This is a genomic window from Frondihabitans sp. Leaf304 (genome assembly GCF_001423105.1).
Classification (GTDB): Bacteria; Actinomycetota; Actinomycetes; order Actinomycetales; family Microbacteriaceae; genus Frondihabitans.
In genome coordinates this window covers 2226933-2242032 of sequence record NZ_LMNV01000002.1, presented here as the reverse complement: position 1 = coordinate 2242032, position 15100 = coordinate 2226933, and the positions used below count along the sequence as shown (strand labels likewise).

The 15100-nt window shown below is 67.7% G+C and carries 15 protein-coding genes; 5 read left to right on the top strand and 10 right to left on the bottom strand.

Annotated elements, in window-relative coordinates:
* Window positions 1-97: 97 nt before the first annotated feature.
* Window positions 98-643 carry a helix-turn-helix domain-containing protein gene (locus ASF54_RS10190; RefSeq protein ID WP_235481002.1) on the top strand — a complete coding sequence of 182 codons (546 nt, stop codon included), beginning with the start codon at window positions 98-100 and terminating at the stop codon, window positions 641-643.
* 28 nt (window positions 644-671) lie between these two features.
* Window positions 672-1658, top strand: coding sequence for a PDR/VanB family oxidoreductase (locus tag ASF54_RS17000; RefSeq protein ID WP_055961633.1), 987 nt, complete (start codon window positions 672-674; stop codon window positions 1656-1658).
* 177 nt (window positions 1659-1835) lie between these two features.
* On the opposite strand, the gene ASF54_RS10180 is transcribed toward ASF54_RS17000, so the two are convergent.
* Entirely contained in the window at window positions 1836-3161 is a 1326-nt protein-coding gene (locus tag ASF54_RS10180; RefSeq protein ID WP_055961630.1) for an amidohydrolase family protein, read from the bottom strand.
* Window positions 3162-3347: 186 nt separating this feature from the next.
* On the opposite strand from ASF54_RS10180, the gene ASF54_RS10175 reads away from it, so the two are divergent.
* A complete protein-coding gene (locus tag ASF54_RS10175; RefSeq protein ID WP_055961627.1) occupies window positions 3348-4400 on the top strand; it encodes an XdhC family protein in 1053 nt (350 codons plus the stop codon).
* Between the two features lie 174 nt (window positions 4401-4574).
* Here ASF54_RS10175 and ASF54_RS10170 read toward each other — a convergent pair whose 3' ends face one another.
* The 6 genes from ASF54_RS10170 to ASF54_RS10145 form a co-directional block, all read right to left on the bottom strand.
* The gene (locus ASF54_RS10170; protein ID WP_055961623.1) at window positions 4575-7379 is read right to left on the bottom strand and encodes a molybdopterin-dependent oxidoreductase; all 2805 of its coding nucleotides are present in this window, start codon (window positions 7377-7379) and stop codon (window positions 4575-4577) included.
* A complete protein-coding gene (locus ASF54_RS10165) occupies window positions 7376-8248 on the bottom strand; it encodes an FAD binding domain-containing protein (RefSeq protein ID WP_084816094.1) in 873 nt (290 codons plus the stop codon). The genes ASF54_RS10170 and ASF54_RS10165 overlap by 4 nt, the downstream gene beginning before the upstream one ends.
* 153 nt (window positions 8249-8401) lie before the next feature.
* Window positions 8402-8659, bottom strand: coding sequence for a hypothetical protein (locus ASF54_RS10160; protein WP_055961619.1), 258 nt, complete (start codon window positions 8657-8659; stop codon window positions 8402-8404).
* The gene (locus ASF54_RS10155; RefSeq protein ID WP_157510112.1) at window positions 8656-9375 is read right to left on the bottom strand and encodes an ABC transporter permease; all 720 of its coding nucleotides are present in this window, start codon (window positions 9373-9375) and stop codon (window positions 8656-8658) included. The genes ASF54_RS10160 and ASF54_RS10155 overlap by 4 nt, the downstream gene beginning before the upstream one ends.
* Window positions 9376-9389: 14 nt before the next feature.
* Window positions 9390-10352 (bottom strand): ATP-binding cassette domain-containing protein, encoded by a 963-nt coding sequence (locus ASF54_RS10150; protein ID WP_055961614.1) that lies wholly within the window; start codon window positions 10350-10352, stop codon window positions 9390-9392.
* 58 nt (window positions 10353-10410) lie between these two features.
* On the bottom strand, window positions 10411-10785 hold the full coding sequence (locus ASF54_RS10145; protein ID WP_157510111.1) for a hypothetical protein: 375 nt from the start codon (window positions 10783-10785) through the stop codon (window positions 10411-10413).
* 443 nt (window positions 10786-11228) lie between these two features.
* Here ASF54_RS10145 and ASF54_RS10140 point away from each other — a divergent pair, with 443 nt between their 5' ends.
* Window positions 11229-11603, top strand: coding sequence for a hypothetical protein (locus ASF54_RS10140; RefSeq protein ID WP_055961609.1), 375 nt, complete (start codon window positions 11229-11231; stop codon window positions 11601-11603).
* Between the two features lie 128 nt (window positions 11604-11731).
* Here the strand turns inward: ASF54_RS10140 and ASF54_RS10135 are convergent, their stop codons facing one another.
* Window positions 11732-12592 (bottom strand): NmrA family NAD(P)-binding protein, encoded by an 861-nt coding sequence (locus ASF54_RS10135; protein ID WP_055961606.1) that lies wholly within the window; start codon window positions 12590-12592, stop codon window positions 11732-11734.
* 91 nt (window positions 12593-12683) lie between these two features.
* Between ASF54_RS10135 and ASF54_RS10130 the strand changes: the two genes are divergently transcribed.
* Complete coding sequence (locus ASF54_RS10130; protein ID WP_235481001.1) at window positions 12684-13403, top strand: TetR/AcrR family transcriptional regulator; 720 nt, start codon at window positions 12684-12686, stop codon at window positions 13401-13403.
* A gap of 27 nt (window positions 13404-13430) precedes the next feature.
* Here the strand turns inward: ASF54_RS10130 and ASF54_RS10125 are convergent, their stop codons facing one another.
* Window positions 13431-14090, bottom strand: coding sequence for a hypothetical protein (locus ASF54_RS10125; protein WP_157510110.1), 660 nt, complete (start codon window positions 14088-14090; stop codon window positions 13431-13433).
* A gap of 71 nt (window positions 14091-14161) precedes the next feature.
* The coding region (locus tag ASF54_RS10120; RefSeq protein ID WP_235481000.1) for an ATP-binding cassette domain-containing protein at window positions 14162-15100 on the bottom strand (939 nt) is incomplete at its 5' end.

The following is a 15100-nucleotide window of genomic DNA, read 5'->3' as shown; positions in this document are numbered from 1 at the left end:
CGATTCGAGTCGCCGTGGTACACAATTCGAGTCCGTTCATCTCAAGGAGCACCCCGTCACCTCGCTCGACACCGCGATCGACCAGCAGTCGCTGCTGGTGGGCCGTCGCATCCGGGAGCTCCGTCGAGCCCGGAAGCTGACGCTCGTGCAACTCGCTGCGGCGTCGCAGCTGTCGCACCCGTTCCTGTCGCAGCTGGAGCGCGGGCTCGCCCGGCCGAGCATGGTGTCGCTCGAGCGGATTGCCCGGGCACTCGGGTCGTCGCAGGTCGAGCTCCTCGCCGCGATCGACGGCGAGGGGCGCGCCGATCAGCCGGGAATCCAGGTGGTTCGGGCGCACGAGGGTGCCCACGGCCCCTACGGTCAGGCCGAGGGGCGCGTGCTGACGGAGGGCGACCGCAGCTTCCACCCGATGCTGCTCGTCGGCACCAGCACCGAACGTGGTGAGTTCTTCAGCCACGCCGAAGACGAGTTCGTGCACGTGATCGAGGGCACCATCTCGATCGACTTCGACGACGGAGTGCCGCGGACGCTCGGCACCGGTGATTCGATCTACTTCGTCGGCGGCACTCGGCACCGCTGGTGGGCCGTCGACACGATCGGCTACCGGGTGCTCGTCGTCAAAGAGAGGCCGCAGTCGCTGTGAAAGACGGCGCCGTGAACAGGAAGTCGCTATGAACGCTCCCGGAACCACCGAGGGTCTGCACGAGACCCAGTTCGACGTGCGGGTCGTGTCGCGCACCCGCGCTGCCGACGGGGTGGAGCTGTTCGAACTCGGGTCGGTTGCCGGGTCGGCCCTTCCCGGCTGGAGTGCCGGCTCGCACATCGACGTGGTGCTACCGGGCGACGAGGTGCGGCAGTATTCGCTGACCGGAGCGCCGCAGCCGGGGCGCAGCGACACGTGGCGCATCGGGGTGCTTCGAGAGGAGCGGGGCCGGGGCGGATCCTTGTGGTTGCACGACTCCGTGCAGGTCGGCGACACCCTCACGGTGGCCGGCCCACGCAACCACTTCGAGTTCGTGCCGACGCACGGCACCTCGTACGTGCTCGTAGCAGGGGGCATCGGCATCACACCGATCTCGTCGATGGCGGCTGCCGCGGCACGCGCCGGAGTCTCGTACGAGGTGCATTACGCCGGTCGCTCGCTGTCGACGATGGCGCTAATCGACGAGCTGTCTGCCGCTCACGGGTCGGCTCTGCACCTGTACTCAGGATCCGACGGCGTCCGTCTCGACCTCGACGCCCTCTTCGCCGGAATGAAGCCCTTCACGACCACCTACTGCTGCGGCCCGGCTCGGCTGATCGAAGCGATCGAGGAGGCGGCTGCGCGTGCTGGCCGCCAACTCGTCGTCGAGCGCTTCGAGCCGAAAGAGGTCGGTGAGCCGGTGCTCGCGTCGGCATTCGAGGTCGAGCTGGCCTCGACCGGCGTGACGATCACGGTGCCGCCCGACCGGTCAATCCTCGACGTCGCCGAAGAGGCCGGAGCTCTAGTGCTGTCGAGCTGCCGCGAGGGCACCTGCGGCACCTGCGAGACGGTCGTGCTCGAGGGGGAGGTCGACCATCGCGACTCGATCCTGACGCCCGACGAGCAGGCAGCGAACGAGGTCATGTACGTCTGTGTGTCGCGGGCGGCGTGCCCGCGGCTGGTGCTGGAGCTGTAGGGCGGCTGCTGCTGGCGCTGCTGCTGCCGCGGTGCTGTTGCTGCTGTTGCTGTTGGTACATCGCCAATTTGCGAGCGATTTGCGCGGCTCACCGCCTCCAGACGCGGTCCGCTGGCGGTTTTGCTCTCAAATGTGCGCAGGATCCGCGACGCCGCCCACGAACCACGGCCGCCGGCGCTACCGCCCGACCCGCTCCCGCACCGCTGCTACCAGCTCTCGCTCGTCCGCTTCGACCAGCTCGTAGTCGCGCACGACGACCCGCCCGCCGACCACGACGTGCCGCGGCCGCCGCCCGGGTGACGCCCACAGCAGCCCGGCCACCGGGTCGGCGATTCCCGCGTCGGCGACGCCCGAGACGTCCCACACGCAGAGGTCGGCTGCTGCGCCGGGCCGCAGGTGCCCGAGCTCGGGACGCCCCAGCCCTGCGGCGCCGCCGGCCATCGCCATGCCGAGCACCGTTCGGGCGCTGAGCGCCGGGCCGACCAGCGGCGCCACCTGCATCGCGAGGCGTGCGTCGGCGAGGAGGTGTCCGGCGTCGTTCGATCCGCCGCCGCTCGTGCCCAGGCCGACCGTGACGCCCGCTTCGCGCAGGGCGTGCACGGGCGAGATACCCCAGCCCATGGGGAGGTCGCAGCCCGGGGCATGTGTCGCCGTGACACCCGCCGCCGCGAGCCGGGCGATCTCGGCGGGGGTCACATCGCAGAGGTGGGCGATCGTCACGTCGTCGGCGAGCCATCCCCACTCTTCGAGGAGGTCGAGCGGTCGGCGCCCGTAGCGCTCGAGGGCGATGGCGGTGTCGACCTGCTCGTTGGCCTGGGTGCGACGTCGGAGTCCGTGGCGGGCGGCGACCTCGCCGAGCAGCTCGAAGGTCTCGCGGCTGTCGCTGTGCACACCGGCGGGGCCGACCGCGACCTGCAGCAGTCCGTCGGCGCGCACCCCTCCGATCGCCCCGGGCACGAGGGCCTGGACGATGGCTTCGGCTGACTCCGCGGCGTCCTCGGGAGCATCGCGCGCCGATCCGCGCACGAACACGAGCCGCCCGCCGAGCCTGGCGGCGGCATCGGCGGTCGCCCGCGCGATGGCGGTTCGATCGGCGACCGGCGTCTCGGCGGGCCAGTTGAGGTGGTGATCGGCGACGGTCGTCACGCCGTTCAGAAGCCCCTCGGCCACCCCGACGGCGGCGCTCGCCTCGAGCAGCGACGCATCTATGCCCGCGGCGGCATACGACGAGGCCATCGCCGGAAGCCATACCGACATGGGCACGCCCCTCGTGCCGGGCAGGGTGCGGAAGGCGCTCTGCAACAGGTGGTGGTGGGCGTTGACGAGCCCGGGCGTGACGATCGCGTCGGTCGCGTCAAGGAGTTGAACCGCGCCGGAGTGCGGGTTCGCCTCGCCGACGACCGTTATACCCACGACGACGCCGCGATCGACGAGCACCTCGCCGCCCTCGATCTCGGTGGACTCGTCGACGAGGAGGGTGGTGGCGCCGGTGACTCTGAGCATGCCCGCATCGTTGCAGGTGCGTGTGTCGAGTGTGTAACGCGCCCCCTCTGCAAATTCGAAGGAGAAACGTGAAGTCGACCCCGCCGGATCCTGATGTTCTCGTTGTCGCGCGGCAGGATCTCCTTCGAATTTGCAAGACGGGCCGGGCGTAACCCGCGCGAAACCCCGGCGTGCGACCCTTGAGGCATGTTCGAGATCGCCGACCGCCTGCTGGCAGCGCTCGACGCGGGCCGCACCCTCGCGATCGCCACCGCCGTCTCGATCGAGGGCAGCGCCCCGCGCACGGTCGGCACGTCGATGGCCTTCGACGGCGAGAGTGTGATCGGCTCCATCGCCGGAGGCTGCGTCGAGGCCGCGGTCGTCGCCGAGGCCGAGCTCGTGCTCTCCGACGGACTGCCGCGCACGGTCGAGTACGGCGTCGACGACGAGACGGCGTTCAGTGTCGGTCTCACCTGCGGAGGCCAGCTCAGGATCCGACTCGAACGCCTCGACTCAAACCACCCCGTCGTGCCGCAGCTGCGTGCCGCTGCGGCCGGACGTACCGCGGGTGCGGCCCTCGTCGTGTCAGGCCGCGTTCCTGCCGGCTGGCAGTCGCGCATCGACGCCGAGCTCTCCGCCCGCGTGGCTGTCGGCGGCTCCGGGCTCGCCGAGCTCGACTGCGACGGAACGCGCATCGAGGTCTTCTACGAGGTGCAGGCCGCACCCGCGCACTTCGTGATCGTCGGCGCAATGGAGTTCTCGACGGCTCTCGCCGCTGCCGCGCGGGTGCTGGGGTACCGGGTGACCGTGACGGATCCTCGTGCTCTGTTCACGACGGCCGACCGGTTCCCGGGCGCCGACGTGGTGGTCGGCTGGCCGCAGCGGGTGCTGCCGACGCTGGCCCTCGACGAGCGGTCGGTCGTCTGCATCTTGTCGCACGACGCCCGATTCGACGCCCTCGCCATCGAGCTCGCACTGGAGTCGCCCGCGTTCTACGTCGGAGCGATGGGCTCGCGCCGCACGCACGAGCGCCGAATGGCGTCCTTGCGCGAACGCGGAGTGCCCGAGTTGGTGCTGGCGCGGCTGCGGTCGCCCATCGGGCTCGATCTCGGGGCCTCGACGCCGGAGGAGACGGCGATCTCGATCCTGGCCGAGGTTATTGCCGCTCGCACGGGTGCGTCGGCGGCGTCGCTCGCGACCACGCGCGGGGCGATTCACCGCCGTCCGCGGCTCGGCCTCGAGATGGCCGAGTCTGCCTGAATCTGGCGTCGGGCCTGTAGATCGCGCCATCTCGCGCGCCTGTCATGCGGGCGCCCGTGCAACCTGGCGCGAATCGGCCAACCTGACCCGCCGCGCCGCGTCACTTTGGCCGATTCGCGTCACCTCGCCAGCGGCGAGCGGCGACCTGCAGCAGCAGCGACCAGCCGCACGCGGCTACGCCTGCAGCAACCGCCACAGCCGATCGCGCGACATCGGCAGCTCGTGCGGCCGTACCCCGATCGCGTCCCGCACGGCGTTCGCCAGCGCCGGAGCCACCGGGTTGTACGGCGCCTCGCTCATGCTCTTCGCTCCGAGCGGCCCGAGGTCGTCGTGCGTCGCCGCGAACAGCACCTCGGTCACGGGAAGGTCGCTGAACTTCGGCGTTCGGTAGTTGCGGAACGCCGTCGTCGTCACCTGGCCCGCCCCGTCGAGCATCATCTCCTCGTAGAGCGCCGTGCCGATGGCCTGCGCCGTGCCGCCCTCGACCTGGCCGCGCAGCTGCTCGGGGTTGAGCACCGTTCCGGCATCGGCCGCCTGAACGGAGCGCAGGATCCGCACCTCACCGGTGTTCCGGTCGACCGCAACGCTGAAGCCGTGCACATTGAACGCGACCGACCGCGGGGTGCCGTCGTGGCTGCCGTCGGCGCGGAGTTCTCCGTGGGCGAGGAGCTCGGCGGCGGAGACGACGCGGCCGGGGCCCCACGCTCCGGCCGGCATGAGCACGCCCTCGGGGGTGAGAGCGACGTCGACGAGCCCCAGGTCGGTCGAGACGGGAACGCCAGGATCCTGCGCTGGGTCTCCGACACCGGTCACGATGGCCTGTGCCCTCGCGATCATCGCGATCTTGAGCTTCTGTGCCGCGGCGTAGAGAGCCTTGCCGGCGACGACCACTCCGGCCGAGCCGAACGCCCCGGTGTCGTAGCGGGCGACATCCGTGTCGGACTGCTCGATCACGATGCGATCGGGCGTGGTGCCGAGCACGGTCGCGGTGAGCTGCCCGTGCACGGTCGTGGTGCCGTTGCCGAACTCGGCCGTGCCGACGCCGATCGTGTACGTTCCGTCGGCGTTGAGGGCGACGGTGGTGTCGGCGAAATGGCCGCGGGGCGGCATGGTGGCGATCATTGCCATCGCCATGCCGGTGCCGAACGCCCACTGGTCGCCGGTGGGCACGGGAGTGGCCCCGATGAGCGAGCCCGAGTCGGCGGGAGGCGGCCCGGCGAGGGCGTTCTGCACCAGGTCGAGGCACTGGTCGAGTCCGTAACTACCGAAGAGGAGGTCGCTCTCTTCGTTCGGGTCGACGACGGTCATGTGATCCCCCGGAACGACGACGTTGCGGCGCCGCAGCTCGAACGGGTCGATGTCGAGCTTGCGAGCGAGCTCGTCGAGGGCCGATTCGACAGCGAAGATTACCTGGCCGAGCCCGTAGCCGCGGAACGCCCCCGACGGCAGGTTGTTCGTGTAGACGCTCTCGGCGTCGACCCGCTTGTTGGGGGCCCGGTAGACCGAGATCGACTCGTGCACGCTGTGGAACATCACGCCGATGCCGTGGTTGCCGTACGCGCCGGTGTCCATCAGCTCGTCGACGGCCAGGGCGGTCAGGATCCCGCCCGCCGTCGCTCCGACCTTCACTCCCACGCGCATCGGATGCCGCGGCGGGGCGATCGTGAACTCGTCTTCGCGCGTGAACTCGTACTGCACCGAGCGTCCGGTGCGGAGCACGGCCATCGTGACGAGGTCTTCGGTGAGCAGCTCCTGCTTGCCGCCGAAGCCGCCGCCGACCCGTGCGGCGAACACGCGCACTCGGTCGGTCGGCAGGCCGAAGATGTGGCAGATCTCGTCCCGCACGAGGAACGGCACCTGAGTGCTGGTGCGCAGCACGAGTCGGCCGTCGTCGTCGATCCAGCCGCGGGTGGCGTGCGTCTCGAGGGCCGCGTGCGTGATTCGCTGCGTCTGCCAGGTGCCTTCCACCGTCGCGGCACTCGCGGCCAGGGCGGCATCGACGTCGCCGGTCTCGCCGTGCATTTGGGCGACGACGTTGCGCGACGGGTCGGAGATGCGCGACTCGGGGCCCTTCTCGCCGTGCACGAGCGGTGCACCGGGTTCTCGGGCGAGCGCGGGGTCGAAGACGGCGGGCAGCACCTCGTACTCGACGACGACCGCCGCGAGGGCGAGCTCCGCCTGGCGCACGGTGTCGGCGACGACTGCCGCGACTCGCTGCCCACGGAACCGAAGCACCGGGTCGAGCACCAGTGTGTCGTCGGGGTCGTCGGTACGGTTCTCGTGGCGGCCGGTCGAGAACAGCGTCGCGGGGGAGTCGCGGTGCGTGAAGACGACGTGCACGCCCTCCATCGCCTCAGCGGCGGTCGTGTCGATCGACGTGATGCGGGCGTGCGAGTGCGGGCTCTTCAGCACAGCGAGGTGCAGGGTCTTCGTGGGGGTCGTGAAGTCAAGCGTGTACTGCTCTCGCCCCGTCACGACGCGCATGCCGGCGGGAGCCTTGGTCGACCGCCCGGCCGAGTCTCCGGCGGGCGCCACCTCGGTGTTCGTCACGCCGTAGATCGCATCGCGGATCGCGCGGTAGCCCGTGCAGCGGCAGAGATTGCCCTTGAGGAGGCGGGGCAGGTCGGTGCCGTCGGCAATCTGCTCGTCGGTGAACGTCGACGCGGTGACGACCATGCCGGCCGTACAGAAGCCGCACTGGAGGCCAGCCGCATCCGAGAAACGCTGCTGCATCGGGTGCGGGTGCTCCGGGCTGCCCAAACCGGCTACGGTGGTTACGTGCTTGCCCTCGAGCCGATGAGCCGGGTAGATGCAGGAGTGCACCGGCTGATCGTCGACGAGCACCGAGCACGCGCCGCAGTCTCCGGCGTCACAGCCCTTCTTGACCTCGTAGCGCTCGTTTTCGCGCAGCACTGTTCGTAGCACCTGGCCCGGGAGCACAGTGGCGTCGAGCTCTTCGCCGTTGACCTCGAACTTCATGCGTCGCTTCCTGTGTGGGTGTCGGTGCCGGTGCTGCTGTCCGTGTCGGTGCTGCTGTCCGTGCCAGCGCTCAGCTCCGCCCGGATCTCCTCCGCGAAGCGCATCGACACCGCGCGTCGCCAATCGGGGGCGCCATGCGGGTCCGAGTACCAGTCGGAATACCCGCTCAGCGCGTCGCTCAGTTCGCCCGCCTCGGGCACCGAGTCGAAGCGCAGCTGCACGGGCCGGGGTGTCGCCGCCGTCACCGTGATCACGCACTCGCCCGTGGCGTCGACCCGGCCGATCACCACGGCGGCGGAGCGGCCGAGGTTCGACAGCGAGATGCGCCGGAACGCCGTCCGCGATCGGAGTGAAGTCAGCGGGATCTCGAACGAGCGGATCACCTCGTCGAGCAACAGATCGATGGCCCGGACGCCGGTCACGAGGTCGGAGACCAGGATCCCGCGCTCCCGCCCCTCGGCCCCCCAGATCACCGCGCGCGCGCCGAGCCCTGCCAGCAGCGACGTCATCGCCCCGGCCGGCAGTGCTGTCGCGACGTTGCCACCGACAGTGGCGAGGTTCCAGATCTTGAAGCTCATGAGCAGCGACTCGGCGCACTGCCGGAAGAGTCGTTGCGCCGGCCACTCGGGGTCGAGCGCGAAGTCGGTCAGCTCGCGGATCGTGCACGTCGCCGATACGACGAGGTGGTCGGCCGTGGTCTCGATCGGGGTCCAGCCGAGGGCGGTCAGGTCGACGAAGCCGGTGTGCTCGGGTGGCTGCGGCTCGGAGAACAGCCAGGTGCCGCCGCCGAGCGGTCGGACGCTCTCGCCCAGCACGATGTCGTCGCGGGTTCGGGCCACCCGGATCTCGTGAACGTCGATCAAGTCCATTGTTTGCTCAGTCAACATCACCTTTGTTTCGGGCGCGTTGCAACGTGCCGGTGCGGGCGGTTCGCGTGCTGCCGCGTGGGGGCTACGGCTCGTAACCCAACGTGCATCGGCCGACCTCGCGCGCCGCGGCGCTGTGACATTGGCCGAGTCGCGTCAGGTCGCGCGGGCTATGAGGATCCACACGATGATTCCGATGATCGGCAGTAGTACGAGGAACGTGATCGGCGGAGCATTCCGGTTGTTCATGCTCTTTCCAAAGGTCAGAAGGAACACGCCGACGGCCAGCGGCACGAGCGAGAGTGTCGTGCCGATGCTCACGAGCACCAGCGACAGGGTGGCGAGGGCGAACGCCGCCGCGCATCGCAGGTGGACGGAGTCGAGGCGTCGGCGGCGCGTGGTGCTGGCTTTCATTTCACTTCTTTTCGCAACTGGCGGACCCAACCCGCTGCAAGCGGAAGAACGGTCCAGAGGAGGAGGGACGAAAGGGCAGGGCCGATGCCGACTGTCTCGAGTCCGGAGGATTCCCAATCGAGGTTTGGCTTTAGCAGCCACTGGCTAAACGCCAAACTCGAAATCCACGGGCCGACGTCAGGAAAACGCAACGAGATGAAGACTTCGTACGCGACCGGCACAAGAAGTGTCACTGAAATAGCGAGTGCGGGTATCAGGAGGAGGTACCCCATTGCGACACCCGTGAGGGCGGCTGTGATGGCCAAGACGAGAATCGACCAGAGGGTTTTGGCGAATTCGGCCCAGTCTGTCGCCTGGAACGCCGCCGGGTGCATTACGACAAAGATTGCCATCGTAGTCACGACGATGGCGCTTGCCAGCAGCAGGACGAGCAGGACGGTCGCCGTCAAGCGTGCGACGAGAATTCTGCTCCTGCGCGGTACCAGGGAGAAGGTCGTTACGGTGGCCCGTTGGCTCCAATCGCTGGTAGCTGAGAGAGCTGAAATAACAGGCAAGAGAAACGGCAGAGGTATGAGTGCGGACCCCACGAAGCTGTTGAGGTCCGGTTCTCCGGTTGACGCAAGAACTGCGAAGCCTGCTGCGAGAACGAAGATGACTGCGAGCAGCACCAGCGCCGACTTGGTGTCGACGCACTTGCGTAGCTCTATGTAGGTCAAGCGCGGTAGCCAGGTCATTGTTTGGGCCGCCCAAGCAGATCGAAGAGCGCGGAATCGTCGCCAGCCGCATGCTCACCCGACGTGGTCTCCAAGAAGAAGTCCTCGAGGGTTTGAAGGGGAGCAGAAGTAAGGCTCTCGATCGCGATAGTCGAATCCCGTGCAATTCGACCGACGATGTCTGGCGCAGCCTCCACGAGAAGAGCGGTGTGATCGGAGTTCGCGTGGGCGTTGATGCCTCGCGACGTGAGGCGCTCGCGGAAGAGGACGTCGTTTTCGGTCGAGACAACTGACTCATGCGCGGGGTGGAAGGTCCGGGCCTCTTGTTCTCGCGCCCGGCCACGATCGATGACGATGAGTTTGTCAGCAACCATTTCTAGTTCCGCCAACTGGTGACTCGACACGAGGGCCGTCCCGCCCGTTGCGGCGAACGACTTCAGGAGTTGGCGGAGCCACCGGATGCCCTCGGGGTCGAGTCCGTTCGCAGGCTCGTCCAGGATCAAAAATCGCGGCGCCCCAAGAGTCGCGACGGCGATTCCAAGTCGCTGGCGCATGCCCAGTGAGAGAGAACCCACCCTCTTGTTCCCGACTGATTCGAGGCCGACTGCTGTTTGGCAGGCTCGTGTTCGGGCCTTGCTTGCTCCGATAGTGAGAGCGGCGAGCCGGAGAGTCTCGCGTACCGTACGGCCATCGTGGTGAGCCGAAGCGTCCAAGAGAACACCCACGGTGCGACCGGGATTGTGGAGGTCGACGTAGGGGACACCATCGAAATAGGCCTGCCCGGAGTCGGCTCTCGTATGACCGAGAATCATCCTGAGGGTTGTGGATTTGCCTGACCCGTTGGGGCCGACAAACCCTGTGATGGTGCCGCCTGCGCAGTCGAAAGAGGCGGCACGAACTGCAGTTTTGCCTCGATAAGTTTTGGTCAGCCCCTGCACGGACAACTTCGCTGACGGTTGCTGGAGCACGGCGTTTTGCATGCGGTTCCCTTCACCAGGAGTGGGGTCGGGCGCGCCTGCTAGGCGCGCCCGACTTCTATCAGTGGAAGTGGTTCCAGATATCCCAAGCTCCAACGATCGTTCCGAGCCAGTTGACTGCGGCCACGAGTGGCTTCCAGACGTACTTGACGAACCACGAGTAGGCCTTCTTTACGCCGGCCACGAATTTTGACCATGCACCCGGAATGCTTTTGATGATGCGGATGATCGCGTCGAAACGTCCGCGAGTTTCTCCCGGAGCCTGGGGCGACGCCGATTGCGTGGGTGTCGGCGCCTCCGTTGGGGTGGGAGGCAGCACCTGGCTCTTAGAACCCAGATACGAGGCCGCGGATGAAGCAGGTGCCAGGGTGCTTGCGGAGGCCGACGATGCGGCTCCGATCCCCAGCAGTGCGGGTGCCACCAATACAAGCGTCACCCCGGCCTTGTATCTCCATGCTTTCCGGATAGTATTATTTTGCATTTCACTGACTTCCGATATCCACCCCCAGGCCCTCCAGGGGTGGTACGCCGAACCGGCTGCAACTGGCGAGGCGGGCCTCGGGCTCCATCGTCGGAGCTTGAGGCAAAAATTAGTATGTCATACGTCTAACAATGAACTTCTCGCCCGACGTGAATCGGCCATTCCGACCCGGCGCGCCGCGTCGAAATGGCCGATTCGCGTCTCGTTGCAGACACCCACGGAGCCGTGCCCCCTGGAATGGGGGTGAGCAATGGTTAGTCCGCCAGAAGGGGGACACTTACAGTTGCATTCATCACCGGAGTGAACACCCCTTCCGGAGGCGCCCGAATCGCCTCAGGATGCACCCGGTGACGAGTGGTGGCCGTTACCCGCGGCCACCGAAGAAAGAGGCATCTGACATGGTCAGTTCCCGAACCCGATCCGCCCGAATCATTCACGCGCTCTTCCGCGAGGCCCCTCATCTGCAGTCGACCATCCTGACGGTCGGCCGCGCCGAGGCTGCCCGCTGGGGCAGTGCCCGTCGTGTCATCACCGTCTCGAGCGGAGCCGAGACCCTCTCGGCCGCTTGGTACATGAACGAGGTCTGGCACATCGGCCGCATCAGCCTGAGCCACGGCCACGCCCGCATGTCGCCCACCCGCGTCGTCGCGAGCGACCACGATGTCGTCGAGGCGCTCGTCCGCACGGTCGAGCAGCGCGCCGAGTCGAGCCCGCTAGCCCAGGATCCGGCAGCCGCCGCTGAGCCCAGAGTCCTCGCGGGCCACTTCGCCTAGCGCGTCCTGAGGGTCGCGGCCCGGCTCTGCTGAGGCGACGCGAATCGGCCGACGTCGCGCGCCGCGGCGCTGTGACCTTGGCCGATTGGCGTCGGTTCGGCGGGGGAGGATTGCCGGATCCTCGGGTTTCAGTGCCGTGTGGCGGGAGCCTCGAGCAGATCGCGCACACTGCGGGGCGCGCGACCCAGTAGCTCGCCGAGAAGGGGATCGGTTCCGGCGAAATAGCCGCCCGCCGCCGCCTGGTACATGCCCAGCAAGAAATGCGCCATGAAGTCCTGCTGGCCCGATGCGACCTGGGCGGCGATCCACTCGTTCTCGCCGAGCACCTGGGTCTCGACCGGACGGCCGGCGACCTCGGCGGCGATGGATGCGACGTCGGTGAATGTCGGTGCACCGGGGGCGGTCAGCGTCGTCGGGCCATCGTAGGCGCCTTCGGAGAGCAGGATTCGGGCGGCGGCTTCCGCGGCATCCTCCCGGGCGGTCCATGAGACTGGCCCGTCTGCCGGAACCGAGATGACGCCGGTCTCGCGCCAGTCGCCGAGGAACCAGGCGAGGCTGTGGGCGTAGAAGCCATTTCGCAGGGAGGTCCAGGCCACGCCCGACTCGGCGAGAAGCTGCTCGGTGGCGAAGTGGTCGCGCCCAGGGCCGAAGGGGGTGTCGGCCGCGGCGCCCTGGTGACTCGTGTAGAGGATCCGCCCGACGCCCGCCGACACAGCCGCGTCAATGGCCGATCGGTGCAGCTGCACGGCATCCGCCTGCGGGTCGCTCGACGACACGAGCAGGAGCTGGTCGGCGCCTTCGAAGGCTCCCGGGAGGGAGGCCGGATCGGAGTAGTCCCCCTGTCTGATCTCGACGCCCTGCTCGGCGAAACGGGCGGCCTTCGCCGTATCGCGGGCCACGACGACGAGCTCGGAAGCGGGTCGGGCGAGGAGGAGATGGTCGAGGGTGGCGCCGTTCAGAGCGCCGGTGGCGCCGGTGACGATGATCATGGTGGGCCTTTCGAGTAGGTGATATCGTTGGAATCAATTGCAGGATATCAAGGGAATCAAAGCGTTAGCAAGGATGCGTTATCGTCGATACGTGACCGACATCAGGATCCCGGCCGACACCCGCGAGCGCATCATCGACGCCGCTGCCCGGCTGCTTCGCGAGCGGGGCCCAGGTGCGCTGACCACCCGGGGCGTCGCGCAGGAGGCGGGCGTGCAGGCGCCCGCGATCTACCGCCTCTTCGGTGACAAAGACGGACTGCTCGAAGCCGTCGCCGAGCACGTCATGGCCGCCTACGTGACGACCAAGGCGGCGATCGTCGAGGAGGCCGAGGCCGCACGCGTTGACCCGGTTGTCGATCTCCGCGCCGGCTGGCAGGCGCAGGTCGAGTTCGGGCTGAGCAACCCCACTCTGTTCCGGTTGTTGAGCGACCCGGATCGGGTGCTGACCTCCCCGGCGGCACGCTCGGGCAAGGCAGTGCTCGAGGCACGCATGCACCGGGTGGCGGTTGTCGGCAGGCTGAAAGTCTCTGAGCGCCGGGCCGTCGAGCTGTTTCAGGTTGCTGGGGTCGGGTTGATCACGACTGTCTTGGCGACACCGCCGGAAGAACGCGACCCCCGACTCGCCGACGCCGTGCTGAACGGTGTTCTCGCGCAGATCCTCACCGATGCTCCGGTCGTCGCCGATGGGGAAGCGCTGCCGACCGCGGTCGCCTTCCGCGCGATGGCGCCGACGCTGGCCGGCCTGAGCTCGTCGGAGCGCCTGCTCATGGTCGAGTGGCTGGACCGGGCGATCGCGGCGTCGGAGGGGTAACCCCCGCGTCCGTGGCTGCTCTCAGCCCTATTTGACCTCTTTGCGAAGCTGTCTCGCGAATCCCGCGGCCATCGGCGCGACTGTCCAGAGCGCGAGGGAACACAGTGCCGGACCCAGGCCGATACTCGTTTCGTTGGGTGCCAGCCAGTGCCACTGCGGCTGGGCGAGCCATTGGCTGAAGGCGAGGCTCGACACCCACTTGCCCACGACGGGGAACTTGGCAGCCGCCAGGATTTCGTAGCTCACCGGCACCAGGATCGTTACGGCGATTGCCAGCGGAGTGTTCAACAGCAGGTACCCGAGGGCGACGCCGCTCAGCGCGGCTGCCAGAGCGAGTGCCGTTACCGACCAGAGCGAAGTCCCGAACGCTTGCCAATCGGTTTCACTGAACTGCCCTGGATGGATGAGAGCGAATGTGATGGAAGTCATGACAATGATGGCCCCGGACGTGGCAAAGACGAGGAGCACAGCGGCAACTGCGCGAGCCGCGAGCACGATTGTGCGACGAGGGGTCAATGCAAAGGTCGTGAGCGAGGCTCGCTGGCTCCAATCGGTTGTCGCGGCGAGGACAGCCACAACTGGAAGCAGGGCCGGCAGGGGGATCAGTGCGGAGCCGACGAATTCTGTCAGGGTTGGGTCGCTGGTCGATGCGACAGTTGAACATCCCGCTGCCAGGAGCACGATCACGGCGAGAAGCCACCGCGCTGATCGCGTGTCGATGCTTTTGCGGAGCTCTACCGCGACGAGTCTTAGAAGGATCATTGGCGCGGCTCTCCTGAGGCTGCGTGAAACAGCTGTTCCGACGACAGCCCCGCGTACTCGCCCGAAGTGAGCGTAAGAAAGCGGTCCTCCAGCGACGGGACTTTTTCAGGCGCGAGGTAGGTAAGTGCGATGCCCGCTGCAAAAGCCAGTCTCCCGAGATCGGCCGTCGTCGTCTGCGCGCGGAGCGGCGTGGTCCCGAGTTGGGAGAGCACCGTGATTCCGCTTGACAGCAGCGCCTGGTGCAGGACTTGGTCGTTCTCGCTCACTGCAAGACTCACGGGGTCCTGCACTTCGGCGAGGAGGCTCCGGGCGTTCGTTGCCCGGCCGCGGTCGATGATGATCAACTGATCCGCCATCGCCTCGATCTCGGAAAGCTGATGGCTGGAGACGAGCACCGTTCCACCGTGGGAGGCGAAAGCCAGGAGGAACTCGCGAAGCCATCGGATTCCTTCGGGATCGAGCCCGTTCGCCGGCTCGTCAAGGATGAGGAAACGCGGAAATCCAAGAATCGCGATGGCAAGTCCCAAGCGCTGCCGCATCCCGAGAGACAGCGAGCCGACTCTCTTGCGCATGACCCCGCTCAGACCGACCGCGGCGAGGCACTCTCTGGTTCGCTCTCGCCCGACTCGGACAACGAGGCTGGCCAGTCGGGCGGTCTCCCAGACCGAGCGGCCAGGATGCTGGGCACTCGCGTCGAGCAATACGCCGACCACCCGCCCTGGCTGAGGTAGGTCGACGAAGCGCCGGCCATCGAAGGTCGTGCTGCCGGAAGAGGGCCGTGTGTGACCGACGAGCATTCTCAGCGTCGTCGATTTTCCTGAACCGTTTGGTCCGAGGAAGCCCGTGATGGTGCCGGGCTGACAGGTGAAGCTGACGTCATCTACGGCCCGGAGCGGGCCATATGACTTTGCGAGATGCTCGATTCCTAACCATCC